Origin of the sequence: Arthrobacter sp. PAMC 25486 (genome assembly GCF_000785535.1) — a bacterium.
Classification (GTDB): Bacteria; Actinomycetota; Actinomycetes; order Actinomycetales; family Micrococcaceae; genus Specibacter.
In genome coordinates this window covers 1,025,652-1,051,776 of sequence record NZ_CP007595.1, presented here as the reverse complement: position 1 = coordinate 1,051,776, position 26,125 = coordinate 1,025,652, and the positions used below count along the sequence as shown (strand labels likewise).

Genomic DNA, 26,125 nt, shown 5'->3' with positions numbered 1-26,125 from the left:
GTCAACGCCTGCGGGTGTTGGCACATCTGCCGGTCTCGGCATCCGATGTGGGGGTGTCGCCCCGGCGCGAAAGTAACGCCCACAATGGATAATGAACAGACCGCACCGGAAAACACCGAAGTTCCGGCAGTTCCTGCCAAGAAAGCTCCCGTGCGCCGCAGCCGCGCCAAGAAGGTCACGGCTCCCGTGACCGCCACGGAGGAGCCGACGCTGCTTGACGGCATTGCCGACTCTTCCCCCGTCGCTGAGTCCGCCGCCCCGGCTGCCGCCTCCGTGTCCGAACCCGCCTCTGCCGAGGCCGCCCCGGCTGAAGCTGCTGCGCCGGCCAAGCGGGCACCCCGCCGCCGGGCCACCTCCCCGGTAACTGCCCCTGCTTCGGCCACCGTTGCCGTTCAGGGAGAATTGCTCCTGAGCGCCGAGAGCTCCACAGTCAGCCCGGCCGCTGCCGAAGCGCCGAATGCCCCTGAAGCGCTGACTGCTGCCGAGGTGCCTGCCGAAACCGTGGCGAAGGCGCCTGCACGCCGCAGCCGTGCGGCCAAGGCCCCGGTCACCTCAACCGCCGCGAAGGCTGCCCCGGTCGCGAAGGCTGCAACCGCATCCGTCGCTGACGACGCCACCACCCTGGCTGACGCTGACAGTGCTGGGACAAGTGCCGCCGTCGTGCCTGCCGACAAACCGGCCAAGGCGCCTGCCCGCCGTGCCACGCGCAGGACCTCCTCGCCTGCCACGGCAGCACTCGTGCAGGCGGAAGGTGTACAGCAGGAAATTAGCCTTGACGGAGGCAACACCCCCGCCGTGGCGGACGCTCCGGTGGCCATCGAGTCTGCCGCCGCCGCTCCGGCAGCCACACGCAGCCGCCGCCGCACTGCAGCCAAGACGGCCCCGGCTGCAGCGGCCCCCGAGACAGCAACTCCTGGCGAGCAAGCCTCCGTTGCCGAAGCCACGGTTGCGCCAGCCCGCACCGAGCAGCCGCCGGCTCCGGAAGCCATGGACCAGGACAGCACGCCGGCCACGGATTCATTGTTCATGGAACCTGCCGCCGGCATGTCGGCACTGTTCCTGGCTCCGGATCTCAGCCTGGCTGTTCCGTCAGCAGCTGCCACTTCCGACGAGCAGGACACGGAAGGTCACGAGGATGACGGCGACCGCCGCGGCCGCGCACGCAACCGCAACCGCCGCCCCCGCTCCACCGAGGCCGAGGCCACCGACTTCGTGGAGTCCGGCGAGACTGACGAGGATGACGACGAGGGCTCAGACGACGGCGTGACCTCCCGCCGTCGCCGTCGCCGCCGCCGCGGTGACGCCGACCTGGAACTCACGGGTGGCAGCGATGAAGATCCGCCCAACACGGTGACCCGTGTGCGTGCCCCGAGGACCTCCGCAGATTCCACCTCCGTGAACCGGGTGACGAGCCTGCGCGGTTCCACCCGTCTGGAAGCCAAGAAGCAGCGCCGCCGCGACTCTCGCGACTCCGGCCGCCGCCGCACAGTCATCACGGAAGCCGAATTTCTGGCCCGCCGCGAATCCGTTGACCGTGTCATGGTGGTCCGCCAGGCCGACGACCGCATCCAGATCGGCGTCCTGGAAGACGGCATCCTGGCCGAGCACTTCGTCTCAAAGACGCAGCAGGACTCACTGATCGGCAACGTCTATGTGGGCAAGGTTCAGAACGTGCTGCCCAGCATGGAAGCAGCCTTCGTTGACATCGGCCGCGGCCGCAACGCCGTGCTGTACGCAGGGGAGGTTGACTGGGATGCAGCCAACCTCAACGGCCAGCCGCGCCGCATCGAGAACGCGCTGAAGTCCGGCGATTCTGTCCTGGTCCAGGTCTCCAAGGACCCCGTGGGCCACAAGGGTGCGCGCCTGACCAGCCAGATTTCCCTGCCAGGACGCTACCTGGTGTTTGTGCCCGGCGGCTCCATGACAGGCATTTCACGCAAGCTGCCCGACGTCGAACGCAACCGGCTCAAGCGCGTCCTGAAGGACCACCTGCCCGAAAACGCCGGCGTCATTGTGCGCACGGCGGCTGAGGGTGCCAGCGAGGAAGAGCTCACCAACGACATCAACCGGTTGCGCGCCCAGTGGGAGGGCATCAGCAACCGTGCCTCCTCCACCAAGACGCTCGCCCCGGAAATGCTGTACGCCGAACCCGACCTGACCATCAAGGTGGTTCGCGACGTCTTCAACGAGGACTTCACCAAGCTCATCGTCTCCGGAGAGGACGCCTGGGACACCATCGAGGCGTACGTGACGTACGTGGCCCCGGACCTGCTGGACCGCCTGGAAAAGTGGACCCAGCCCGAGGACATCTTCGCCGCACACCGCATCGACGAGCAGATCAACAAGGCCCTGGAGCGCAAGGTCTTCCTGCCCTCCGGCGGCTCCCTGGTCATCGACCGCACCGAGGCCATGACCGTGGTCGACGTGAACACCGGCAAGTTCACCGGCTCCGGCGGCAACCTTGAGGAAACCGTCACGAAGAACAACCTGGAAGCCGCCGAGGAAGTGGTGCGCCAGCTGCGCCTGCGCGACATCGGCGGCATCATCGTCATCGACTTCATCGACATGGTCCTGGAATCCAACCGCGACCTCGTGCTGCGCCGTCTCGTCGAGTGCTTGGGCCGTGATCGGACCAAGCACCAGGTCGCCGAAGTCACCTCCCTGGGCCTGGTCCAGATGACGCGCAAGCGCATGGGCACCGGCCTGCTCGAGGTCTTTGGTGAGCAGTGCGCCACATGTGCCGGTCGCGGCATGGTCACCCACGAAATTCCCGTGGAGCACCGCCGCACGCATTCGCCCGCCGTCGAGGCTGCCGCCGCGCACGCCCCCCGGCACGAGACCCGTGAGGGGGATCGCACCGCCAACCGCTCCACCCGCAGTGAGCGCAAGCGCAACCGGAACCGGGGCCAGCAGCACGATTCTGAGCAGCACGAGGACACGGCGGCTCCGCTGTCCGATGAGGCCGGCGAGGCTGCCCGGGCGCAGAAGGCGCACGAGGTGCGGGCCGCCCTGGCCAACATTGCCGCGGCTTCCCACCACGAGCACGACGGCGGAGAGCACGGCGCCGCTGTCTCGCCGGCTGGCGCTGTGGACGCCACGGAGACGGAAGAAAATCACGACTCCACAACGCTGAACCTGGGCGGGGAAGCCATCGAGCTGCCGCGCGGCCACCGCAGCGAAAGCAGCGACTTCACCCAGCCAAACAATGCTGAGCAGGTCGCTGCCCTGGCCGGACTGGCCGAGGCCTTGGATCAGCTCGTCGCGCCCGACCATGACGGCGCACAGCACGACGAACACGATTCCAGCGGTGGCAGCCGTTCACGCTCACGCCGCAGCCGACGCAACCGCAGCGCCCGCAGCGCACAGGGCGGTGCCGACATGGTGGTGGAAACTTCCGATGCACCTTCGGTGGGCCAGGGTTCGGCGCCGCACGTCAGCGTCGAGATTCCGGCCCCCGCGCAGGTCCAGCACATTCCGGCGGAGACGGTTCCGGCAGTGAAGAAGAGCAGCGAGCCCATCATCTTGGGTGTTGGGGTGCCAGCCTCTGAGCTGTAGCACCGAGCTAAACTGACCCGCAGAGGACGGAGAAAATTCACGGTTTTGACGTGTTTTTCGCCGTCCTCTGCGGGTCAGTTTGCGTTTGGGGCCGGATGGTTGCGTTTGTGGGTAGGGTGGAGCGTGACACGGGGTGCCAGGCCACAAGGGCCGGCTGAGACAATACCCGTTGAACCTGCCCGGCTAGCACCGGCGAAGGGATGTCCCATGAGCGCCACAACACTCTTTTCACCTGCCCACGAAGCAACTGGCACCGCACAATCACCGTGGAAACACCCGCGGGTATTGAGCATTGCCGGCTCCGACCCATCAGGGGGAGCCGGTATCCAGGCCGACATTAAATCCATTTCGGCCCACGGTGGCTACGCCATGGCAGCCATTACGGCCCTCACGGCGCAAAACACGCGGGGCGTGCAGGGCGTGCATGTCCCGCCGGCCGAATTTCTGCGTTCCCAACTGGACGCCCTCGCCTCAGACATCACCATTGACGCGGTAAAGATCGGCATGCTCGGAACTGCCGAGGTGATGAATACGGTGGGCGAGTGGCTGGCGCACACCCGGCCCTCCGCAGTCGTGCTTGATCCGGTCATGGTGGCAACCAGCGGTGACACACTCATGGCGCCCGAAGCACTCGAGGCTCTACTGGCGCTGCTGGCCAACACCCACCTGGTGACGCCGAACATTCCCGAGCTGGCGGCGCTGCTGGGTCAATCCGAAGTGGGCAGCTGGGCCGAGGCCGTGCAACAGGGCCGGGAACTGGCTGCCGCCCACAACGTCATGGTGCTCGTTAAAGGCGGCCATCTGCCCGGGGAGCAGTGCCTCGATGCGCTGGTGGGTGTGGACGGCGCCATCCAGGAATTCACTGCGCCGCGGATCCACACCGCAAACACGCACGGGACGGGCTGCTCACTATCGGCGGCCGTGGCAACACTGCAGGCGCGCACGGGGGACTGGGGGCAGGCGGTGGGCACGGCCAAGGCTTGGTTGGTGGGGGCATTGGAGGCCTCCGAAGTGCTGGACGTAGGCGCAGGCGCCGGTCCCATCCATCACCTGCATGCCCTGTGGGCGACTGCCGCACCCAGCCTTGACGCCTTCAGCCGGGTGCTCTGGCAGGATTGCGCACCGCAGCGTCAGGCGATCTTCGGTCTCGACTTCATCAAGGAACTGGCGGCGGGCACCCTGGCCCGTGACCGCTTTGCCTACTATCTCGCCCAGGATGCCCTCTACCTGGCCACTTACTCGCGTGTGCTGGCCAGGGCAAGTGCCCTGGCGCCGACCGAGGCCGAGCAGAAGTTTTGGGCCGGCGGCGCCCAAAACGCCCTGGATGTTGAATTGGCCCTGCACCGGGATTGGCTCAGTCATTACCCGCTCGATTCCCCGGAAGGACCGGAGCAGGAAGGACCCGAGCTGGGCCCGGTCACGAAACACTATGTTGACCACCTGCAGGGTGTGGCCTTCTCCGGCAGTTACGGTGAAGTCGTGGCGGCCGTGCTGCCCTGCTACTGGCTGTATGCGGAAGTGGGCCGGGTGCTGCACGCCGACTACCTGGCCCGTGCGGGCGGGCACCCCTACGGGACCTGGCTGCAAACTTATGCCGACGACGACTTTGCGCAGGCCACCGCCACAGCCGTGGGCATCATGGACGCGGCAGCCCGGAACGGCTCAGCCGCGGAACGCACCCGCATGCGCCGAGCCTTCGCCCACTCGGCCCAATATGAGGTGGATTTCTTTGCCGCACCGCACCAACAGTTCGCCGGCCCCGGTGGTGGTGTCACGCCGTCGAACGTGTCTTGGTGATTAAGACCACCCGTCTTCGGTGAAAAAGGCGGCGCGTCACGGGCAGAAATCGCACATCAGCGGCTCAGGCACGCTAAAGTTGTTCAGTACGGTTTGCTGAACTCCGCTGGAATGCCCTTGCAACACTGCGTTGCGCAGGGCGCCCTGAGGAACGCGAACCAGTGTCATTTGCTCCCGGAGCTAGAATTAGCGTATTCTTGATCTTCGGTGCTTACGCCAACACCTAGGGCAACCACTCCATGGCAGAACTCCATTGAGGTCCACGGCGTTGAGGCACATAGTATGCACCCCGCGTCTGTTCTATTTTGAACTGCGGCGCATGCGGTTGGCGGCGATCAAATCTGATCCAAGCCGGCATAAAAACTTTGTAATAAACGTCGAGAGAAGTGAGTTCCCCAGTGGTGTACGCGATTGTCCGCGCAGGCGGCCGTCAAGAAAAGGTTTCCGTTGGAGACCACGTGACCATGAACCGCGTCCCCGGTGGAGTTGGCAGCACGTTTGAGCTGCCCGCTTTGCTCCTGGTAGATGGTGACAAGCTCACCACCGCCGCGAAGGACCTGGCTAATGTAAAGGTTACGGCTGAGAAGTTGGAGGATCTTCGCGGGCCGAAGATCGTCATCCAGAAGTACAAGAACAAGACCGGTTACAAGAAGCGTCAGGGCCACCGTCAGGAACTGTCCAAGGTCAAGATCACTTCAATCGCTTAATAAGCGATCAAAAGTTCGATCAACTTAGAATCTTTTAGTAAAAAGGCAGGCATTTTCAAATGGCACATAAAAAGGGTGCGAGTTCCACTCGCAACGGCCGTGACTCCAACGCTCAGTACCTGGGTGTAAAGCGCTTCGGCGGTCAGGTTGTCAAGGCTGGCGAAATCATCGTTCGCCAGCGCGGCACACACTTCCACCCCGGCGTAAGCGTCGGCCGTGGCAAGGATGACACGTTGTTCGCATTGGACGCAGGCGCAGTCGAGTTCGGCACGCGTCGTGGACGTCGCGTTGTCAACATCGTTGCAGCTGCGGTCTAATACCAAAGCTTTTCTCAGTGGAGCGGACCGCCTGGTCCGCTCCACTGGCTTTTAACACACTGCCCGGCATCAGGGGCAGGTCCCTCGCGGACTAGAATTGGTGCACCAGCGTAAATTCAATTCAAGGAGATTTCATTGGCCAGCTTCGTTGACCGGGTTGTTCTGCACGTATCCGGCGGGACTGGCGGCCATGGCTGCGTCTCGGTTAAACGTGAAAAGTTTAAGCCTTTGGGCGGGCCCGACGGCGGTAAGGGCGGCGACGGCGGCAGTGTCACCTTCCGGGTCAGCGACCAAACCACCACCTTGCTTGACTTTCACCACGCCCCCCACCGCCGCGGTGGCAACGGCCAGCCCGGCATGGGCGACTGGCGTGACGGCAAAGACGGGGAATCCCTGCTCCTTGAGGTTCCCGATGGCACCGTCATCAAGGACCGTGACGGCAATGTCCTGGCCGACCTCGTTGGCATTGGCACCGAATACGTCGCCGCCGCCGGCGGACAGGGCGGGCTCGGCAATGCCGCCCTGTCCTCACAAAAACGCAGGGCACCGGGCTTTTTCCTGCTCGGCGTTGACGGCACCGAGCAGGACATTGTCCTTGAACTGAAGTCCATTGCAGACATTGCGCTGGTGGGCTTCCCCTCGGCCGGCAAGTCCAGCTTGATCGCAGCCATGTCTGCTGCCCGCCCCAAGATTGCCGACTACCCGTTCACCACGCTGATCCCCAACCTTGGCGTGGTCCAGGCGGGCGACGTCCGCTTCACCATGGCCGATGTCCCCGGACTCATCGAGGGTGCCAGCGAAGGCAAGGGCCTGGGCCACAACTTCCTGCGCCACGTTGAACGCTGCGCAGCCATTGTGCACGTCCTTGACTGTGCCGCACTTGAGGCGGACCGTGACCCCATTTCCGACCTGGCCATCATCGAACGCGAGCTTGACCGGTACGACGTCGACATGAGCTTTGCCGGCTCGGACGGCGATGTTGTTCCCTTGAACGCCCGCCCCCGCCTGATCGCCCTGAACAAGGTCGATTCCCCCGACGGACGGGATATGGCCGGGTTTGTGCGTGCAGACTTGGAAGCCCGCGGCTACCGCGTGTTTGACGTCTCGGCCGCCAGCCATGAAGGCTTGAAGGCTCTGGGCTTTGCCATGGCAGAAATCGTCAGCGCGGCCCGTCAGGCCGTCATTGACACGCCAGCAAAGGTTGTTCCTGTTGTGTTGCGTCCGCGTGCGGTCAACGCAGCTGCGTTCACCATTCACCGTGAGGAACGCAACCTTGAACCGCTGTTCCGGGTGCGCGGTGAAAAGCCTGAGCGCTGGGTGAAGCAGACGGACTTCCAGAACGAAGAAGCCATCGGCTACCTGGCCGACCGGCTTGCCAAGATCGGTGTTGAAACCGGGCTGTTCAAGGCCGGCGCAACCCCAGGTGACACGGTTGTCATTGGCGGGGACAACGGCGGCATGATCTTTGACTGGGAGCCCACCATGATGGGCGGTGCCGAGCACCTGGCCGCACCCCGCGGCACCGACCTGCGCTTGCTGGACCTGGGCGACCGGCCCACCCGCACGCAAAAGCGCCAGGAACAGCAGGACCGGCGCGACGCCAGGGCCGCCGGCCGCGCGGAGCTGGAAACCGAACGCAAGGCCGGCATTTGGACCGAATCAACGAACCGCAATGCTGTCAAGACCCACGTCATCGACGCAGATCTGGCCGCTGATGGCGATTCCGACGACACAGGTGCAGCGCAGAAGTAATGGGAACCAAGGGACAGGACCGGGCTGCCACGCTGAATTCGCGAGGCGAGATGGCCACTGCGGCCCGCATCGTGGTCAAGGTTGGTTCGTCATCACTGACCTCAGTTGCCGGCGGCATCTCGGAAGAGGCGCTGCGGAACCTGGTAGACGTGCTGGCGCAGCGCCGGCTGGCGGGAACCGAGATCATCTTGGTGTCTTCGGGCGCCATTTCGGCCGGCCTGCTGCCGCTGGGCCTGTCCCGGCGGCCCAAGGACCTGGCCACGCAACAAGCCGCGGCCAGTGTGGGGCAGGGCCTGCTGATGGCCCACTACAACCAGGCCTTCACCGCCCACGGGGTCACGGCGTCCCAGGTGCTGTTGACGGCGGAAGACCTCACCCGCCGCCACCAATACGTCAACGCGCACCGGGCCCTTGAGCGTCTGCTGCATTTGGGCGTGGTCCCGATCGTCAATGAGAATGACACCGTGGCCACTCACGAGATCCGCTTCGGCGACAACGACAGGCTCGCCGCCCTCGTGGCTCATCTGGTCAAGGCCGATGCACTCGTGCTGCTCTCCGACGTCGATGCCCTCTACGATGGCCCGCCGTCTGCAGGGGCAACCCGGATCAGCCAGGTGGATTCACCCGAGGACTTGGAAGGTATTGTCATTGGCAGTGCTGGCAAGGCAGGGGTTGGCACGGGCGGCATGGCCACGAAGGTGCAGGCGGCCATGATCGCCGCCGAGACCGGGATCCCGGCCCTTGTCACCTCCACCGGCCAGGCCGGGGCGGCGCTTGCCGGGCAAGATGTGGGTACCTGGTTCGGCATCAACGGCAACAAGCGCCCCGTGCGCATGCTGTGGCTGGCCCACCTGGCCGACCTTCGTGGCCGCCTGGTGTTGGACGACGGCGCTGTGCGGGCTGTGGGGGAGCGGCACAAGTCGCTGCTCCCGGCCGGGATAACGGGCGTCACGGGCGACTTTGATGCCGGCGACGCGGTGGAGATCAGCGACGCAAACGGTCACGTGTTCGCCCACGGCCTCGTTAACTACCGGCATTCGGACCTGCCGCAAATGCTCGGACGCTCCACCAAGGCGTTGGCCAAGGAACTGGGCCGTGAATTTGAGCGCGAAGTGGTGCACGTCGACGACCTGGTGCTACTGAACCGCTGACCACCCCGCGTTACCCCGCTGGCGTCGGTGAGCTCGCCTTCCACAGGGGGGCATGGCTGCGGCACCGGGGCCAATCCGCATCCAGGCTTGTGTCTCGTCCCGAAACCTGGTCCAACCCGCAGCCAGGCTTGTGTCTCGTCCCGAAACCGGGGCCAACCGGCGCCTTGACGTGAGTGTTTTGCTGAGGATGGGTCTTGCTCGCGACATGCCGTCAAGGTTGCGCCCTCTTCGCGAGCTAGAGTCATTTTCGCGAGATGATGGTCCTCGATCTTGCGTGTTTACCCCATTTTCGGCGTATCTGAGGAAGCTTCAGGCAGCCAAAGCCATGAACGGGGCGTTGTAAACAGTCAAAATTCGACGTTGTACCTCTCCGGGATGGGCGAGGTCTTTCCATTCGAGCCGGACAAACCGCCAGCCAGCTTCCATCAGGCGGCGTTCACGTTTCCGCTCCTCCAAAATGACTTCGGCAGTACGTCGATAGGAGAAGTATTTGATGTCACCGTCAAACTCGACGATCAATCGTTGTTTCTCCCAGACAAAATCCGGTCGATAGAGTTTGTCTCCGGCGAGCAGTTCCCTTTGCAGTTGTGGTTGGTCGATCTTCATGGTGGCAATGATCAGCCGTGTCCGTGATTCGCCCGGGGATTCCGAATGCCCGTCCAAGGATCTCAGTACCCGGCGGGCACGCCTCACTCCGCGGCGCCCTGTCGAGGAGTTGACCATGTCCCACATGACATCCAGCCGGGCACCGCTGGCGAGAGCGTGGTCGCCGATAATCACAGCCTCTGCAAAACCGCCAACCCTTGCGCAGTCCACCACCGTCCGCTCCAAGGTTGTGGCCAGTACGTTGCTGCCGTTTTGCAAGGTCAAAGGTTCAAGTTCGGCATCGTCCAGCACATCGTGGTGTGACTTCACATCCTTCGCGCTGCTAGCGCCTGAAGCCGGAGCTGGAGCTGTGATGTGCACCAGTGCGCTGCAGTTCCAAATGAATAATCCGTGCAGCCGGGCAGCGCTGAAGTGTGAATAGACCGGTTCGCCAGGCACCGTCAACACGTGTGCATAGAGTCGGAGCTTCTCGCGTTCCCACGGTTTCGATTGCCGCCAGAGAGCTGCCCTCTGCGTCAAGCTGGTTGTGAGTCACTCATTAACCGTTGATTGAAGGAGCCGACCGTGGCCGTTGATAACAAGGGATTTACCCGTGAAGAGATCCGTGAGTTCGTGCATGAGTACTATTTGCAGCCGCATGGGTCACGGAGGGAGTGGCTTGCCTCGCATTCGATTTCCGAATGGATCTTCCGCAGATGGCGCACGATGGTGGTCCAGGGAGATATCGACCGGGGCCTGATTCCGCGAGAGCATGGAGGTATGGTCCCAACAAATCGTGAACTCTCCGCGTTTGAAAAAGCACGCGCGAAAGAGATAGCCGCCCATCGTGTCGAAGTCGAAAAACTCCAGAAGCGTATTGCTGAGCTAGAAGGGTCAAATTCAGCACTGGGAAAAGCTATAGGGCTCTTGCACGAGTTGAACGTGCCAGAGCCCGATACGCCCCCGACGAGCGCTCAGAAGCGTTCATAGCCGCTGAGAACACTCTCGTCCTGGAGCTGAAAGAGGTCACCGGTTCCCAGCGGACGGCCCTGAAACTTGCGGGTGTATCGCGTGGGACCTGGCACTACAGGTTCAATCCCCGCCCAGGCGTCCAGAACCCCATCCACCAGGGGGACCGGGCCTATGAAAGCCGGATCAGCACCATCCATCAGGACTGGATTCTTGAGTTCATCCTGGCCGGCTGGGAGAAGAACAACTCCGTGGATCATTCCTTCGCCACGGCCTGGGACAACGGGGTAATGATCGCCTCCCGCCGCACCTGGTGGCGGATCGCGGCAGAGTACGAGGACCAGAACGCACGCCCCACAGTCCCGACCAAACGCGGCGGCAAACGCGGCACCGCTGAGAAGCCCGTTCTCAAGGCCACCGGCCCCTGCCAGGTCTGGTCCTGGGACATCACCGACGTCTATTCCAAGTGGCAGGGAACGGTTTTCAAGGTCTACTCCATCATGGATATCTACTCCCGGGAGATCGTCGGCTGGCGGATCGAGGAACGCGAGGCGGACCACCTCGCCGTCAAGATGTTCGAGGCCGCCATCGCCCGGTACGGCGCCCCGCAAGTGGTCCATGCGGATTCGGGCCCTGCCATGAAGTCACACCTGCTTCGTGACGCGCTCACCGCCCACGGCGTGGAACTCACCTTCAACCGGCCCTACGTCTCCAACGACAATCCCTTCAGTGAGTCTGGTTTCCGGACCATGAAATACCGGCCCAACTACCCGCGAATCTTCGAAAGCCTCGAGGCCGCCAGAGAGTACCTCACCGACTACGTGCATTGGTACAGCACCGACCATAAACACTCCGGCATCGCCTTGTTCTCACCAGCACAAGTCCACGACGGATCCTGGAAAGAGCTCTGGAACCAACGTGACAAAACCCATCAGGAATACTACGAACAAAACCCAGGAAGGTTCCGCCAACGACCCACCACACCAGCCCCAGCCCAACACGTAGGGATCAACCTCCCCAAACCCGAAGAACCCCAAAAAATAGCCTAGTGACTCCACACAGCTTGACAATTTTCGCTGCCCGCACATACGCGCCCCGGCGCAACCGAAATACCAGACCGTGATTGAGCGCGGACGCCAGTGCGCGGTCGCCAAAACCTGCGTTGGCAAGTTCTGTTGTCGTCGCCAGTGGAGCTGTCCACGGCCAAGCCTTGTTAAGCCTCTGTTCCAAATTGTTTGTGTCCATGGTTTGAGTCTGCGCATGGCAGGCCTCCGCTTCAATGGCGTTTCGCCGAATCGGGCAAATCTGTGGATAACAGGGCCGTCTGGCCGCATGAACTGACGTGATTTTTTCCTTGCGTTGTGGATGCCAGTAAGCTCAGGCGGGCATCTGGCCCATGCCATTTACTGTTTTCCCCGCCGATTGTGCAGCGTTGCCATCCAGTTTGGGGACTTTTCGAGGATAGTGGCTTGTGGAAGCTGACAGTTTTGGTCCATTCTCGGAGCGTTGTTCCTCGAGAGTGAACCGGGCCCGCGACATGTCGCCAAAGTTGCGCCCTGTTCGCGAGTTGGAGCCATTTTCACGATTGGGGGCGCAGGAAATGGTGGGCTGGGACCCCTCTCGGCGCGCTCAGAGCCGTCCATGGGGCGATTTGTGCCTCATCGTCCCGGAACGGGCTCCCCGAACGAGACTGCGCGTTGACGCCACGATTGCCGTGATGAGTCATGTGCCACTGCAGCGATGGGTGCCGGTGGCTTAGACTGGGGACATGACTGAGCAGATTGTTGAACAAAATGTTGCCGCCGAAGTTCAGGGCATCACGGACCGTGCCCGCAGGGCCGCCCGCCGCATGGCCGGAGCCAACCGGGCCTGGAAGGACAAGGGACTGCGCGCCATTGCCAAGGCGCTCCTGGAAAACCAGGAACGCATCCTTGCCGCCAACGCCAAGGATGTGGCAGCAGGCCGCGACAACGGCACCTCAACATCCATGCTCGACAGGCTCACACTGACCGCCCCGCGCATTCAGGGCCTTGCCGACGCGCTGGAAAACCTTGCCACCCTGCCCGATCCCGTTGGCAACGTGGTGCGCGGACAGACACTGCCCAACGGCTTGCGCATGCGTCAAATCAATGTGCCCATGGGTGTGGTGGCAGCCATCTATGAAGCCCGCCCCAATGTCACCGTCGACATTGCCGGACTGGCCCTGAAGAGCGGCAATGCTGTGATCCTGCGTGGCGGGACGGCGGCATCCAACACGAACAAGGCGCTGCTGGACATTCTGCGCGACGCCCTGGACCGTGTTGGTCTGCCCTCCGACGCGGTGCAGTCGGTGGACCAGTTTGGCCGTGCAGGGGCCAACCTGATCATGAAGGCACGCGGCGCTGTGGATGTCCTGATCCCCCGCGGCGGGCGCGAACTCATTCAAACCGTTGTCACCAACGCAGCCGTGCCCGTCATTGAGACGGGGGAAGGCAATGTGCACATCTTCATTGACGCCAGTGCGGCTGAGGAGATGAGCGTCGAGATTTTGTTGAACGCCAAAACCCAGCGCCCCAGCGTCTGCAACACCGTGGAGACGCTGCTGGTCCACAAGGACGCTAAAGTACTCCCCGCCGTTCTGAGCGCACTGGCAAAGGCGGGCGTCCGCCTCCATGTCGACGAGCGGGTCCAGGCAGTTCTGCCCGCCGGCATCACGGCGACGGCCGCAACGGATGAGGACTGGGCCACCGAATACATGGACCTCGATCTTGCCGTGAAGATGGTCGACACCATGGACGAGGCGATCACGCACATCCGCACCTGGAGCACAGGGCACACCGAGGCGATCCTGACCAACGATTTGGGTAACGCCGAGAAGTTTGTGGCCGTGGTGGACTCGGCAGCCGTCATTGTGAACGCCAGCACACGCTTTACCGACGGCGGGGAGCTTGGCTTGGGTGCCGAGGTGGGCATCTCCACGCAAAAACTGCATGCCCGCGGGCCGATGGGGCTGACCGAACTGACTACCACCAAGTGGATCGTGCAGGGCGAAGGCCAGGTTCGCAGCTAACGCTGTGGGGCAATCGCTGCGCGCCGGTGTGCCGGTGAGTGCAGATACCACGTACCATTAGAAGGAATTCACGCAACAATTGGCTCTGCGGCGGCAACTTTGCTGCCCGGCCACGTATCCAAGGGGAGAAATAATGCTGACCCAGCTTTCCGGCGTCGTTCTGGCTGCCGCAGAAGAACACGATCTTGCGCCGTTGATCGCGCCGCCGTTTGTTATTGGTGGTGCGATGCTGGCGGCCCTGCTGCTGCTGATGTTTGTGACGGTTTCGTTCATGAACCTGGGCAACCGCCATTCAATCGTTGATGCGAATGAAGACCCGCATCGCCAGCACACGAACAAGCACCTCCACGGCGACGATTCGGCGTCCTCCAATCACTAAGGAAACACCCCGGGTATCTGCGCTTGCAGGTGCCCGGGACCGTCTCCGTATTGGAGTCATGGGTGGCACGTTTGATCCGATCCACCATGGTCACCTTGTCGCAGCCAGCGAGGTTGCGAGCGTTTTTAAACTTGACGAAGTTATTTTTGTGCCCACAGGCCAGCCCTGGCAAAAGGCCAAGAATCAGGTCAGTGCCGCCGAGCACCGCTACCTCATGACGGTCATTGCCACAGCCGCGAACCCGCAGTTCACTGTGAGCCGGGTGGATATCGACCGTCCCGGACCCACCTTCACGATCGACACGCTGCGAGATCTGCGTGAAATGCGTCCCGAAGCAGAGCTGTTCTTCATCACGGGTGCTGACGCGCTGGCACAGATCATGTCGTGGAAAGACAATGAAGAGTTGTGGCAGCTGGCACATTTTGTGGGCGTGACCCGTCCCGGGCACGTGCTCACCGACATGGGCCGCAGCGATGTCAGCCTGCTGGAAGTTCCGGCCATGGCCATCTCCTCAACAGACTGCCGCCAGCGGGTGGCGGAGCACAACCCGGTTTGGTACCTGGTTCCCGACGGCGTGGTGCAGTACATCGCCAAGTACGGACTGTATGTGCAACCCGCAATAGATGACAGTGCAGGCATAGCGCCGCTGACTTCGAGAGCCGAATGAGTATTTGATGAGCAAGGAAACCGAGCCGATTCGCAGCCGCAGGCAATTGCGGGAACAGTCGGCACAAGCAGCCGGCGCGGCGGGGTCACCTGACGTGCCTGTGGACTCTGCCCCGGCCACTCCCGAGTCACCCCACACTCCACCGGCCGTTGCGCCCCGGGGTGAGCGGGAATCCCAGACGAGGGCACGGGACCGGGCCGCACTGCGCGCCTACAACGAACTTGTTGACCCGCCGGCGATGAACCCGCTGCCGTCCCGGCGCACCCTGCGGCAGGCCCAGCTCGACGCCGAACGGGCACCCATCACGTCCGTCAATCCTGTGATCTCGGTTCCGGCGGCGCAGCCAAACCTGCCTGCCCACCAGCCGTCAGCTGCCCCCGCACCCGCTGTGGACACCTCTGCGGCTGCCATTGAACAGCAGCTGGCATCGCCCGCTGCTGTCGAAACGGGCGTCGATGCTCCGGTAGCTGCACCCGCCGCTGCGCCTGCAGTGGTTGTGCCCGCCGCCGTGCGCACCCGCAGCGGACGCCGGGCAGCAGCAGTCAGCAACCCTGCCAGCCGCCAGCGCGAGCAGCTGGCTGCGAGGAAGTCGCCGGCATCCGGCACAGGCAAGGCAGCTGGCAGTAACTCAGCAACTGGCGCTGAGCCGGCTGTTTCCGCGGCGCCCGACGCGGCCCCGGTGGGTTCCATCAAACCCAGCGCTGAGCCCGCAGCCTCGGCAAAGCGCGACGCGGCCTCGGTGGCTTCCGCGGCGCCCGACTCAGAACCAGCCGCTTCCGCAAAGCCGTCGCTGGAGGTTGCTGGGGACCCGGCAACAGGGGCACTGCCCGTGGCCGAACCGGCAACCGAGACGTCAGCTCCACAGCCAGCGCCGACAGAGCCGGCGGAGGTCCCTAATGCCGGAGCGAGCGCCAACCATGCGGGAGCAAACCATCCAGCCATGCCCGGGCTCGTTCCCGGGGGCAGCTACTACCCGGTTACTGCCGGGCCGCCGCCCGCCGCGCCCAGTGACGACGAGCTCCAGGTGCTGGCGGCACAAAAGGCCGAAGCTGAACGCGCCGCCATTCTGAGCCAGCGTGCCCAGGCCCGGGATCGCCTGGCGCAGGAAAGCGCCAAGAGCAAACGCCAAGCAGCCGATCCGACGGCAACCGACAACCTGGCCATGGTCACGCCACTGGAGTTCATTGAGGTACCAGGCTCCAACCAGCCTGTGATGCGTCCGCCCACCACCACGCACGTGCCGATTGTGAGCCGGGCAACGCCGCGCCTGGTCCCTGCCCGCCCCAAACCGGCAGCAGTCAAGCCGGCAGCGGCCAACCCCGCGACAGACGGGCAACCTGGCGCACCAGTTTCCGCCCCTTCCTCCAGCGTGCCCAATGTCAGTGCCGAACGTTTCGACGCGGCCCTGGCTGCCCGTGCTGTGCACCGTCCGGGACCGGGAAACCGCCCCCTGACAGGTGGCCGCAGCAGCACGCTGAAGAAGGCCGAAGCGATGGCGACAGGGGGGCACCCAACGGTGCGTCCCGCCGTCGAACGTTCACCCGCCGTCGAACGTTTAGGGGTGCAACGCTCACAAATGCCGCCCATGCCGGCAGATTACGCGCACGGCCTCGAGCCGCTGGACGCCATGACGGCAGGGTTGGGCCGCACGCAGCGGAACCTGCTTATTCAATGGGGTTCCATCATTGTTGGCGGGGCGGCACTTGTTGTTGGCGCCATCATGTTCATCACCGCATTAGCACGCTAAATTTTAACCAACCAAAGGAATACAGTAGTGAGCGCAACAGAACAGTCCATCGAACTTGCCCGGGCAGCAGCACGGGCGGCATCGGACAAGCTGGCCCAGAATGTGACCGCCATCGACGTCAGTGAACGCTTGGCCATCACGGACATCTTCTTCATCGCCTCGGCAGCAACCGAACGCCAGGTTAACGCCGTTGCGGACGGCATCGAGGACGAGCTGCACAAGTTCAACCTGCGCCCGGTCCGCCGTGAAGGCCGCTCAAGCGGACGCTGGGTGCTGCTGGACTACGCCGACATCGTCTTCCACATCCAGCACGAAGAGGACAGGGTCTTCTACGCGCTCGAACGCCTCTACGGTGACTGCCCGGTCATCGACCTGCAGCTGGCCGAATCGGACCCTTCAGCCAAGGCAGCCGAGCCGCTCGTCGACGAATCGAACATCGAAAACTAATCCCTTACCGGGGCCTCAGGAATGGAACCTGTCACTTGATGACGTCAACTTCACCCGAGCGTTCAGTTTTGCAGCCCGCCGGCCCGCGCCGGCGGGTTATTTTTTGGCGCCACGGGCGCACCTCATGGAATGCTGCCCGGCGCTTTCAGGGCCAAAGCGATATTCCCCTCGACGAGGTGGGCACCTCCCAGGCGCTCCGTGCCGCTGCGTTGCTGGCAGGGAAGCTGGTGCCGCGTGACGGCGTCCGCGGGCACGTGAAGATCCTTTCCTCCGACCTGGCACGCGCCTACTCCACGGCGCAGGCCTTGGCGGCCATCACCGGCCATGAGGTAGGTGTGGATGCGCGGCTGCGCGAAACAAACGGCGGGGAATGGGAGGGGCTGACCTTCGACGAGATCATCGAGGGCTATCCCGTGCAGATTCAACGCTGGCAGGGGGATGAGCCAGGGGTGCGGGCCGGCGGGGGAGAAACCCGTGTTGAGGTGGCCGGGCGCATGGTCGCGGCCATCCTCGAGGGCGTCCGGGAACTGCCCGACGGCGGCACCCTGGTGGTTGCCACCCATGGCGGGGCAACGCGGGTGGCCCTGGCCAAGCTGTTGGGACTGCCGGAGGAGTTGTGGCGAACCCTGTCAGGGCTGTCCAACTGCCACTGGTCTGTTGTTGAAGCATCCGGGCCCGCATCCGACGGGGCCGGTGTGGGTGGCTGGCGGCTGCTTGAACATAACGTTGGCACGCTTCCGCAGCCCTACGAAACACCCGAAGATTTGGCCGAACCGGTTGAGGATTGACGGCCCGGAATGCGCCGATTTGGCAGCTGGCCAAAAGGTGTTCTAGGATAGACAGGTTGCTTCAGCCAAGACCGACAGGTCGAGGAAAAAGAAGCTACTGTTTGGGGCTGTGGCGCAGCTGGTAGCGCACCTGCATGGCATGCAGGGGGTCAGGGGTTCGAGTCCCCTCAGCTCCACCAAACACATCGGGCAACCGGTGGTTTACAACTAAATACCATTTTGGGGCTGTGGCGCAGCTGGTAGCGCACCTGCATGGCATGCAGGGGGTCAGGGGTTCGAGTCCCCTCAGCTCCACCAAAGTACAAAGTCCGGTCATCCTTCACAGGGTGGCCGGACTTTTTCGTGCGTTCGGGGAATCATTTTCTTGGCGCTTTCCGGAAAAGCCGGTGATTGCGGTTAAAGCCGGTGTTCTGCCGCCGGCTTTAACCGTAATCACCCGCCCTTCTACGAAATTACTGCCGGCCTCGGAGCCAATTCACGCATCGGGGCTGGCAGCTCCGTTCAGTGTTCGGGCTTTAAGGAAACTCACATCGCCATCCATAGGGTGAGGCTTTGAACGCTCCCCAGGGCGTTCGCATTATGACAAGGGGAATCATGATCGATGCAGTTGCGCTAACGCGTTCCAAACCGAGGTTTCAAGGCGGTGTCCTTGCCCTTGCGATAGCGCTCGGGGCGCTTGGCGGATGCGCGGCAGATCCTGGACAGGCAAGCCCCGGAGCGGAACCGGCAGTGCCGGGAAATTCTGTGCCGGGAAACTCTGCGGAGTCGGAGGAAACGGCGGACACGCCGCTGAATGCGCAGGGCCCCGCAAAGCAGCCGTCAGGATCCCCAGCCCCAGCCTCAGCTCCAGTCTCAGCGATCATGGCAATTGATGGACGAAACTTTGAGTTCACGCCCGCGCTCTGCGCCGTGGACTTCAACGACAGCATTCTCGTACACGGACCCGGCAAGGAAGTCGGAGCCGCCGAACCAAGCTACCTCGACGTCGACATCACTTTTCTTGACGGGGAGACCCACGGCGAGTTCCGGATTGACATCGGCGTCGACGGACAATTCCGGAGCTCTGAGGACATGCTTGCGGCCGGTGACCGCGGAAACGGCGCCCTGGCCATGGCGGAGTCCGGCAGCGTGGTGACCCTCACCGCGCCGGGCTGGAACAGCAGGGGAGACGACGTCGGCGAGGCTTCGCTGACTTTCGACTGCGGCTAAGTGCCCAGCCACGAAAAAGACACCGATCGTGCCTTCCGACCTCGCGATTCCGGGATCCGAAGGCGGGGCCGGTGTCAGCAGCCGTGCCGGGAGAGCCGAATCGGCATGGGGCCGGTGGTCGGGAGCGCACGGTGAGCCGGCCAACTGTTCGGGAAATCCGAACAGATGGCAACCTGTCGGAATTTTCGACACCTTGCCCTCCATGAAAGGCCGTCTGCACAGGGTGCCCCACAGAATGTCTGGGACAATAATGGCGTGCCCCTTCCAGAACCCGCCCCCCAGCCTGCAGGCAAGCGGCCTACAAGCAGCCAGCTTGCCAGTGCAAACAATGCCGCCCCAATCCCCGCCCCACTTCCTTCCGCCCGCAGCTACGACGCCGTCCTGCACAGCATCGAAGCCGACCTCCGGGACGGCAAAATCAAGGTCGGCGACCAGCTTCCCGGCGAACGGGTCCTCGCCGCACAGCATGGCATCTCCCGGGCGTCGGTCCGCGACGCCATCCGCGTCCTTGACGCGATGGGCGTGGTACGCACAGGCGTCGGCTCCGGCCCGCAATCGGGTGCCGTGGTCATCGCCAATCCCGCAGCTGGGCTGGCCTCAACGCTGCGCCTGCACATGGCCACCAACCACTTTCCCGTGGCGGACATTGTCCAAACCCGCATCATGATGGAAACGTGGGCAGCCGCGGAAGCCGCCCACCAGCCGCGCCAGACAAGCCAGGAGGAGCAGCTGCGCACCTTGCTGGCGCAGATGGCGAACCCCGCACTTGGCCGGGAGGAATTTCACGTCCTGGACGCCGCCTTCCACGTCCTACTCAGCTCGCTGGCCGGAAATGCCGTGATCACCGCCATGATGGAGTCCCTGCGCTCAGCCATTCAAAGCTATGTCAGCGCCGCGATCGACAGCGACGGCATGTGGGAGAACATCGTGCCCGAGCTGCGGGACCAGCACGACGGCATCCTCGCCGCAGTGTTGGCCAACGATGGAGGACTGGCCGCCGCGGCACTGCGGCACCACATCGAATGGTTCCACGCGCAAACCCACCCCATGCAATAAGGAAGCCGCCATGCACAACCCTGAAACACGCTGCCCCTGCCAGAGCGGCGAACAATTCCAAAACTGCTGCGCCCGTTACCTGGCGACGGAGACCCCTGCACCCACAGCAGAGGCGCTGATGCGGTCGCGCTTCAGCGCCTTCGCCACGGCCAACGAGGACTACCTCATGCGTACCTGGCACCCCACCACCAGGCCCGCCAGCCTTGAGCTGGACCCCGAGCAGCAGTGGTACCTGCTCGAGATCCTTGACGCGCACGACGGCGGTGCCTTTGCCACCACAGGCACCGTCACCTTTCGCGCCCACTACAGGAGCGCAACAGACCGCAAACAGAGGGATTCCTTCACGGAAACCAGCGCCTTCACCAAAGAGGGTGGGCAGTGGTTTTACGTCCAGGCCCTGGAGATCCGATAGCGCCGAAGACCCCCGGGCTGGAGGTCCGGCGGCCCCTGGCGGCCTGAAACATCGGTCGCCATGGAACTTCAGTAAGGCTGAAGGCCAAGGACCCCGACCGTCAGTAGTCCTCTTCCTCGGCAGGCCCGGGTTCCGGCGCCGGCTGGGCAACATGCGCCCCGCCACCTGCGGCCACAGATTCCTGCTCGGCCAAGGCACGGCGGGCATGCAGAATATCGCCAATGAACCAGTCATAGAGCAGCACGCCAATGACACCGCCAATCAGCGGGCCTATGATCGGCACCCAGAAGTACCAACTGAACGCGCCAGGCACCCCCGTAATGGTGCCCGGCATGGCAACATCACCCCAACCGGCCAGCCACGCAAACACCCGCGGACCAAAGTCACGGGCGGGGTTGATGGCATACCCGGCGTTGGCGCCGAAGGACATGCCGATCGCGGCCACGGCAAAACCAATCATCAGCGGACCAAGGTTGGCCTTGACCGCCATGTTGCGCATGTCAATGATGGCCACAATGAAGATCACCAGGAACGCCGTACCCACGATTTGGTCAACGAGCGGAATGGTCAGGTTCCCCTTGAAATATGGTGCGGGGAACGTGGCAAAGATCGAGAAGGTGGCCAAACCCCCGGCCTGGTCTCGCTGCGTCTTGGACGCGGCGTTGAAGGCGTCGATGGCGTTGAAATACACCACATACAGCAGTGCGGCGGCAGCAAAGGCTCCCACCACTTGGGCCACAACGTAGGGGATGACCTTGTTCCAGGGGAACTTGCGCCGCACGGCAAAAGCCAGGGTCACGGCCGGATTGATGTGGGCACCGCTCACACCGCCGGCAACATAAACGCCCAGTGCCACAGCCAGCGCCCAGCCCCACGTGATGAGCAGCCAGTCCCCGGAAGCCATGAAGATGGTGGTGTCAGTGGCGGCGCGGCCACTGCCGGGAAGGGCCGCAACGGCCGTGGCAACAACGCCATCGCCAAAGCAAATCAAAACAAAGGTGCCGAGAAATTCTGCAAGGACCTCGCCCCACAGCCCTCCAACACGTTTGAGTCCGCTGCCTTCACGAATAGTTCTCCGCAGCGGTGTAATTTCACTCATGTTCATCATCCTTTGAGTCGTCGATGACGGCGACGTATCTTGACTTCAGGTGACTGCCCCCAGTATACGGCGTGTGTGATATTTAGCACCCCCTCATGTAGCAGCTGCCCAGCGCAAAATCAACGGCGGTAGAGTGGCCCGGTGGATGAAATCAGCAGCATTGAGAACCTTGCCTTTGACTTTGAGGCGTTGCGCCGGTTCCCCGACATCGAAGCGCCCAACCTGTTTGCCCACGACGCCACCGATGAATTGATCCTCCGTGAGGCGGCCTCCACGCTGGGCGCGTCCGACGGCGGACACGTCGCCATTGTGGGGGACCGCTACGGTGCGCTGACCCTCGCCGCCGCAACGCTCCACGGCCTCACCGGCCTGAGAGTGCATCAGGACGGACTGTCCGGCGAACGCGCACTGGCCGCCAACGCCGGGCGCCTTGGTCTTTCCGGGACGTTTGCCTCCCTGCCGCTGGATGCCGCCCTGGTCAAGAACGCCACGGTGGTGCTGTGGCAATTGCCACGCAGCCTGGAAGAAGTGGCGGAGGTGGCCGGGCTGATCAGCACCCACACCAGCCCGGACGTGAAAATCTTTGCCGGCGGCCGCATAAAGCACATGACCTTGGCCATGAACACCGTGCTGGCCCAAAGCTTCAACAGTGTCGCGCCAGGACGGGCGTGGCACAAGTCCCGCCCGCTGCTGGTGACGGAACCACGTCAGGAGGCTCCGGCGTCGGGCTTCCCGAAGAAGGAATTCCATGACGAGCTGGGCTTGTGGCTGTGTGCACACGGGGCAACCTTTGGCGGCACCAAAATAGATGTTGGCACCCGCTTCCTGCTCGAATTCATGGGGCAGATGCGGCCGGACGCGACCAGCGCGATCGACCTGGGCACGGGCAACGGCACCATTGCGGCGGCGCTTGCCACGGCCCGCCCCGGGCTGCACGTCATTGCCACGGACCAGTCGGCGGCGGCGGTCGCGGCCGCTAGCGAAACGGCCTTGGTCAACGGCCTGTCGGCGCAGCTTGAGGTCATCCGTGATGATGCGCTGGAGAGTTTTGCTCCGGGCACGGCCGAGCTGGTCGTCCTGAACCCGCCCTTTCACGTGGGCGCCACGGTGCACGCCGGGATTGCGCACAAGCTTTTTGCCGCAGCAGCCCGGGTGCTGGCGCCGGGTGGGGAATTATGGTGCGTGTACAACCGCCACCTTGACTACCGGCCGGCGCTCGAGCGCACCGTGGGCCCCACACGCGTGGTGGGCAGGAACAGCAAGTTCACCGTCACCCTCTCAACAAAAACTTACTGACCGGCTCTTGTGCAAAACCGTGGCGTCCACGACGGAGCGGCTGCTGCAGGGTAATCTGACAGCTGGGCTTGGGGGAGGCCACCATCACAATCGCCATCATTTTTCAAGGAGAGAACTTTGACTGCTCCCGGACCTGGTTTTGCGCAGCGCCGCCGCGGCACGAATCTGCCCAAGATGGGAGACTTCAACCAGAGCGTCATCCTTGACTCCATCCGCCGTTCGGCAGAAGGCCTGAGCCGGGTGGAACTGGCGGCCTCGGCAGGGCTGGCCGCACAAACAGTGTCCAACATTTGCCGCAGGCTCCTTGACTCGGGGCTCATTGTTGAGGCGGGCAAGGAAACCTCCGGACCGGGCAAACCCCGCACCATCCTGCGGCTGAACCCCCGGGGCATGTACGCGATCGGCGTGCACATCGATCCCACCCTGACCAGCTACGCACTCCTTGACGCCGTGGGCACCGTGCTTTTTTCCGTGGACGAGCCCACCGACCTTGCTGTTGAGCCGGCCCTGGCCGTGGCCGCCATGGGCGCCCGCATCCGCACCATCATCACAGAGTCGGGTGTCGCCGAGAGCCGGATTGCAGGAGTTGGCGTGGCCACGCCCGGCCCTGTCGACACCGCCAGTGGCACCGTCGTTGACCCGCCCCACATGCCGGGCTGGACCCGGGTGCCGCTGCAAGACATCCTGCAGGAAACCACGGGCCTGCCGGTGGTGGTGGAGAAGGACGTGACGGCGTCGGCCGTGGCGGAGCTGTGGGCCGGGGCTGCCAGCGCAGACGCCAACTTTATCTTCGTCTACATTGGCACCGGCATCGGAGCGGGCCTGGTCCTGAACGACGAAGTGGTCCGGGGATCCTCAGGCAACGTGGGCGAAATTGGCCACATCATCACCGATCCCGACGGACCCCTGTGCGATTGCGGGCGCCGTGGCTGCGTCAAGGTGACATGCATGCCCGAAACCATTGTCGCCGCAGCCAGGGCGGCCGGCATCTTGCCGTCCGCCGACCCGCAGCCGGCCGAAACGCTACTGGATGAGCTGGCCGCCGTGGCGCGGGCGGCAGCGGCCGGGGAGCCGGCCGCCGTCGAACTGTTGGAAAAATCAGCACGCCGCATGGCAGGGGCAGTCTCGGTGCTGACCAATCTTCTTGACGTGGAACGCGTCGTGTTTGGCGGACCCTTTTGGCCGGCACTGGCGCCGGTCTACCTGGCCCGGATGCCCGGGCTGCTGGCGCAGCTCAGCGTGACCACCAGCGTCCACTCGGTGGAGGTGGCCGGGACCATGCTCGCAACAGGGGAAGAGGCGTTTGGTGCCGCCTGCCTGGTCATGGAAAAGTCATTCAGCCCCAACGCGGCACAGCTGTTGCTGGACGCGAAAGCCTGACCGTCCCGGCTTAAGTGCCAGCCTGACCGTCCCGGCTTGAGTGCCGGGCCCGCCGGGTTTGCCGGCCACGGCTGAGCGCCCGGCTGACCCCCGCGCCTTAGTCCACGGCCTCCACGATCTGCCCGAAGGGAATCGTCGGATCCGTGCGGGCCTGGAGCTCGTGGGGATTCATGGTGATGCGGACGCCGTGCGTTTTCTCGGCGACAGATTGCTTCAGGACCGGCAGGACAGTGTCGATGAAGTTCTCATCCCTGCCCTGCAAGTACTCTGTGTACGCGGCTGGCCATTGGTTCATGAACCATACTGTAGTCCCCGCCCGCGGCCGCCAACAGGGACCGCCGCAAAGTTTTGCCGTCCCCGACACCCCAAGCAGCATAGACGGACAAAGGGAGCTGCGGTTGCGTAAAGTTCGGTCGCTTCACGTGTTTTGACACGCTGGCCGAACTAAATGTGCCAAATGCTACGTTACGTCACGACATAATTCAGAAATAATTTGCACGGTGGGGAATTCTCCTCTTAGTATGGAGCTACGTTATTTCTTCAACGTGTGTCAGCGACCTTCGGATGATTCGAGGGTGTGGGTGCCCCCATGTGGGCCTGACATTTGCTGGCGGACCAGCGCCTTGGCACTGCAGTTTGCGCAGTGTGCCAGGGCTGTGGCCGCTAACCCTTTCTCGAAAAAGCAACTATTGCCGCCCTGTGTTCTAGACACACCGGCAGCAATGGTCGACCCATCCTCAAGGACCCAAGCAAATGTCTCCTCCGAGCCTTATCCAGGCGTCGGCGCCTGCCACGCAGACCGCGCCAATTGCCCTTTCCTACGAACTGTTCCCGCCGCGAAGCGCGGCCGCCGAGGCGGGTTTGTGGGACACCATCAGGGAATTGGAAACCACCAACCCCGACTACGTCTCCGTCACCTACGGCGCCAGCGGCAGCAACCGGGACACCGCAGTTGAGCTGCTGAACCGGCTGCTGACGGAAACCTCGTTGCGCCCCCTGGCCCATCTGACCTGCGTTGGCAACACCGCCGATGAGCTGGCCGAGATCATCTCCGAACTGCTGGACCACGGCGTCCGTGGCATCCTCGCCCTGCGTGGGGACCTGCCCAAGGATGCGCCGACGGAATCCCGGGCTGGCTCGTTGAGCTACGCCCAGGACCTGATCGAATTGATCCGGCGCGTGGAACAGCGGCGCTCCGCACTGCTCTGCGCCGGCAAGGTGGCCATTGGTGTGGCAGCCTACCCTGCACGGCACCCGGAATCGCCGTCCATCGAACACGATGTGGAGGTGCTGCTGGCCAAGCAGCGCTCAGGTGCAGACTTCGCCATCACCCAGGTCTTCTTCCACGCAGACCAGTACCGGGATCTTGTCACACGGGCCCGCCGCGCAGGGGTCAGCATCCCCATCATTCCGGGCGTCATGCCGCTGACCAGTCTGCGCCGGGTCCAACGCCTGGGCGATTTGACCGGCGTCGAGCCCTGCCCCGACCTGCTGGATGCGCTGGGCCGTGCCGACAACGCAGCCGAGAGCCGCCGAGTCGGCGTCCGGGCAACGGTTGACCTGGCTCGGGCGGCATTGGACGCCGGTGCCCCCGGTATTCACCTCTACACCTTTAACGAACACGCAGCCGCCCTCGAGGTCCTGGACAAGCTGGCACTGTTGCGCCCCGGACGCCCCGCCGTGGGAAACCGGACCTCCGGGCCTGCGCTCGTCACCGCCTAAGCCACACCACCACCGCCAAACTTTTTGATTCACAAGGATAA

General features: G+C 63.7%; 25 protein-coding genes, 2 tRNA genes and 1 riboswitch. Of the genes, 22 read left to right on the top strand and 5 right to left on the bottom strand.

The features are described 5' to 3' along the window. Positions 1–84: 84 nt before the first annotated feature. The 6 genes from art_RS04900 to proB all read left to right on the top strand — a co-directional run bounded on the left by art_RS04900 (position 85) and on the right by proB (position 9,279). Positions 85–3,555, top strand: coding sequence for an Rne/Rng family ribonuclease (locus art_RS04900; protein WP_082000110.1), 3,471 nt, complete (start codon positions 85–87; stop codon positions 3,553–3,555). Between the two features lie 119 nt (positions 3,556–3,674). Then, positions 3,675–3,773, top strand: a riboswitch (TPP riboswitch). Then, positions 3,763–5,352: a bifunctional hydroxymethylpyrimidine kinase/phosphomethylpyrimidine kinase gene (thiD, locus tag art_RS04895; RefSeq protein WP_052136012.1), complete on the top strand. Its 1,590-nt coding sequence runs from the start codon at positions 3,763–3,765 to the stop codon at positions 5,350–5,352. It overlaps the preceding riboswitch by 11 nt. Positions 5,353–5,750: 398 nt before the next feature. Next, positions 5,751–6,059 (top strand): 50S ribosomal protein L21, encoded by a 309-nt coding sequence (gene rplU / locus art_RS04890; RefSeq protein WP_038462852.1) that lies wholly within the window; start codon positions 5,751–5,753, stop codon positions 6,057–6,059. Positions 6,060–6,118: 59 nt separating this feature from the next. Then, positions 6,119–6,376 (top strand): 50S ribosomal protein L27, encoded by a 258-nt coding sequence (gene rpmA, locus art_RS04885; RefSeq protein WP_038462850.1) that lies wholly within the window; start codon positions 6,119–6,121, stop codon positions 6,374–6,376. A 135-nt stretch (positions 6,377–6,511) separates the two neighbouring features. Next, positions 6,512–8,128, top strand: coding sequence for a GTPase ObgE (gene obgE / locus art_RS04880; protein ID WP_038462848.1), 1,617 nt, complete (start codon positions 6,512–6,514; stop codon positions 8,126–8,128). Next, positions 8,128–9,279: a glutamate 5-kinase gene (gene proB / locus art_RS04875; protein WP_038462845.1), complete on the top strand. Its 1,152-nt coding sequence runs from the start codon at positions 8,128–8,130 to the stop codon at positions 9,277–9,279. Before obgE ends, proB begins: the two co-directional genes overlap by 1 nt. Before the next feature lie 309 nt (positions 9,280–9,588). On the opposite strand, the gene art_RS04870 is transcribed toward proB, so the two are convergent. Continuing rightward, the gene (locus art_RS04870; RefSeq protein ID WP_162182029.1) at positions 9,589–10,404 is read right to left on the bottom strand and encodes a hypothetical protein; all 816 of its coding nucleotides are present in this window, start codon (positions 10,402–10,404) and stop codon (positions 9,589–9,591) included. Positions 10,405–10,449: 45 nt separating this feature from the next. Between art_RS04870 and art_RS04865 the strand changes: the two genes are divergently transcribed. Beyond that, complete coding sequence (locus art_RS04865) at positions 10,450–10,854, top strand: hypothetical protein (RefSeq protein WP_052136010.1); 405 nt, start codon at positions 10,450–10,452, stop codon at positions 10,852–10,854. Here the strand turns inward: art_RS04865 and art_RS21505 are convergent. Next, entirely contained in the window at positions 10,839–11,093 is a 255-nt protein-coding gene (locus tag art_RS21505; protein WP_157875147.1) for a hypothetical protein, read from the bottom strand. The genes art_RS04865 and art_RS21505 overlap by 16 nt on opposite strands. Here art_RS21505 and art_RS04860 point away from each other — a divergent pair. Beyond that, complete coding sequence (locus art_RS04860) at positions 11,085–11,882, top strand: DDE-type integrase/transposase/recombinase (protein ID WP_082000108.1); 798 nt, start codon at positions 11,085–11,087, stop codon at positions 11,880–11,882. The two genes, art_RS21505 and art_RS04860, sit on opposite strands and share 9 nt — an antisense overlap. Here art_RS04860 and art_RS23275 read toward each other — a convergent pair. Next, the gene (locus tag art_RS23275; RefSeq protein ID WP_367643762.1) at positions 11,842–12,078 is read right to left on the bottom strand and encodes a type IV toxin-antitoxin system AbiEi family antitoxin domain-containing protein; all 237 of its coding nucleotides are present in this window, start codon (positions 12,076–12,078) and stop codon (positions 11,842–11,844) included. The two genes, art_RS04860 and art_RS23275, sit on opposite strands and share 41 nt — an antisense overlap. Before the next feature lie 523 nt (positions 12,079–12,601). On the opposite strand from art_RS23275, the gene art_RS04855 reads away from it, so the two are divergent. The 11 genes from art_RS04855 to art_RS04805 all read left to right on the top strand — a co-directional run bounded on the left by art_RS04855 (position 12,602) and on the right by art_RS04805 (position 20,587). Then, positions 12,602–13,882, top strand: coding sequence for a glutamate-5-semialdehyde dehydrogenase (locus art_RS04855; protein WP_038462837.1), 1,281 nt, complete (start codon positions 12,602–12,604; stop codon positions 13,880–13,882). A 133-nt stretch (positions 13,883–14,015) separates the two neighbouring features. After that, positions 14,016–14,261, top strand: coding sequence for a hypothetical protein (locus art_RS04850; RefSeq protein WP_038462835.1), 246 nt, complete (start codon positions 14,016–14,018; stop codon positions 14,259–14,261). 49 nt (positions 14,262–14,310) lie between these two features. Next, complete coding sequence (gene nadD / locus art_RS04845; RefSeq protein WP_301537962.1) at positions 14,311–14,928, top strand: nicotinate-nucleotide adenylyltransferase; 618 nt, start codon at positions 14,311–14,313, stop codon at positions 14,926–14,928. Positions 14,929–14,935: 7 nt separating this feature from the next. Further along, positions 14,936–16,675, top strand: a complete 1,740-nt coding sequence (locus art_RS04840) for a hypothetical protein (protein WP_038462830.1) — start codon at positions 14,936–14,938, stop codon at positions 16,673–16,675. A 27-nt stretch (positions 16,676–16,702) separates the two neighbouring features. Next, positions 16,703–17,122: a ribosome silencing factor gene (gene rsfS / locus art_RS04835; protein WP_038462828.1), complete on the top strand. Its 420-nt coding sequence runs from the start codon at positions 16,703–16,705 to the stop codon at positions 17,120–17,122. Between the two features lie 38 nt (positions 17,123–17,160). After that, positions 17,161–17,910, top strand: coding sequence for a histidine phosphatase family protein (locus tag art_RS04830; protein ID WP_052136009.1), 750 nt, complete (start codon positions 17,161–17,163; stop codon positions 17,908–17,910). Between the two features lie 103 nt (positions 17,911–18,013). Next, positions 18,014–18,089: transfer RNA gene (locus art_RS04825), tRNA-Ala, on the top strand. A 42-nt stretch (positions 18,090–18,131) separates the two neighbouring features. Further along, a tRNA-Ala gene (locus art_RS04820) sits at positions 18,132–18,207 on the top strand. Between the two features lie 564 nt (positions 18,208–18,771). Further along, positions 18,772–19,119 (top strand): hypothetical protein, encoded by a 348-nt coding sequence (locus art_RS04815; protein ID WP_157875146.1) that lies wholly within the window; start codon positions 18,772–18,774, stop codon positions 19,117–19,119. 255 nt (positions 19,120–19,374) lie between these two features. After that, complete coding sequence (locus tag art_RS04810; RefSeq protein ID WP_253901479.1) at positions 19,375–20,175, top strand: FadR/GntR family transcriptional regulator; 801 nt, start codon at positions 19,375–19,377, stop codon at positions 20,173–20,175. Positions 20,176–20,185: 10 nt separating this feature from the next. Beyond that, positions 20,186–20,587, top strand: coding sequence for a YchJ family protein (locus tag art_RS04805; RefSeq protein ID WP_038462824.1), 402 nt, complete (start codon positions 20,186–20,188; stop codon positions 20,585–20,587). Positions 20,588–20,687: 100 nt separating this feature from the next. Here art_RS04805 and art_RS04800 read toward each other — a convergent pair whose 3' ends face one another. Beyond that, positions 20,688–21,686, bottom strand: a complete 999-nt coding sequence (locus art_RS04800; protein WP_082000105.1) for an MIP/aquaporin family protein — start codon at positions 21,684–21,686, stop codon at positions 20,688–20,690. Positions 21,687–21,827: 141 nt separating this feature from the next. Here art_RS04800 and art_RS04795 point away from each other — a divergent pair, with 141 nt between their 5' ends. Then, complete coding sequence (locus art_RS04795; RefSeq protein ID WP_253901478.1) at positions 21,828–22,982, top strand: methyltransferase; 1,155 nt, start codon at positions 21,828–21,830, stop codon at positions 22,980–22,982. 174 nt (positions 22,983–23,156) lie between these two features. After that, positions 23,157–24,362 carry an ROK family protein gene (locus art_RS04790; RefSeq protein ID WP_038468753.1) on the top strand — a complete coding sequence of 402 codons (1,206 nt, stop codon included), beginning with the start codon at positions 23,157–23,159 and terminating at the stop codon, positions 24,360–24,362. 97 nt (positions 24,363–24,459) lie between these two features. Here the strand turns inward: art_RS04790 and art_RS04785 are convergent, their stop codons facing one another. Next, complete coding sequence (locus tag art_RS04785) at positions 24,460–24,657, bottom strand: hypothetical protein (RefSeq protein WP_038462823.1); 198 nt, start codon at positions 24,655–24,657, stop codon at positions 24,460–24,462. A gap of 458 nt (positions 24,658–25,115) precedes the next feature. On the opposite strand from art_RS04785, the gene art_RS04780 reads away from it, so the two are divergent. Continuing rightward, positions 25,116–26,084, top strand: a complete 969-nt coding sequence (locus art_RS04780) for a methylenetetrahydrofolate reductase (RefSeq protein WP_038462821.1) — start codon at positions 25,116–25,118, stop codon at positions 26,082–26,084. Positions 26,085–26,125: the final 41 nt, after the last annotated feature.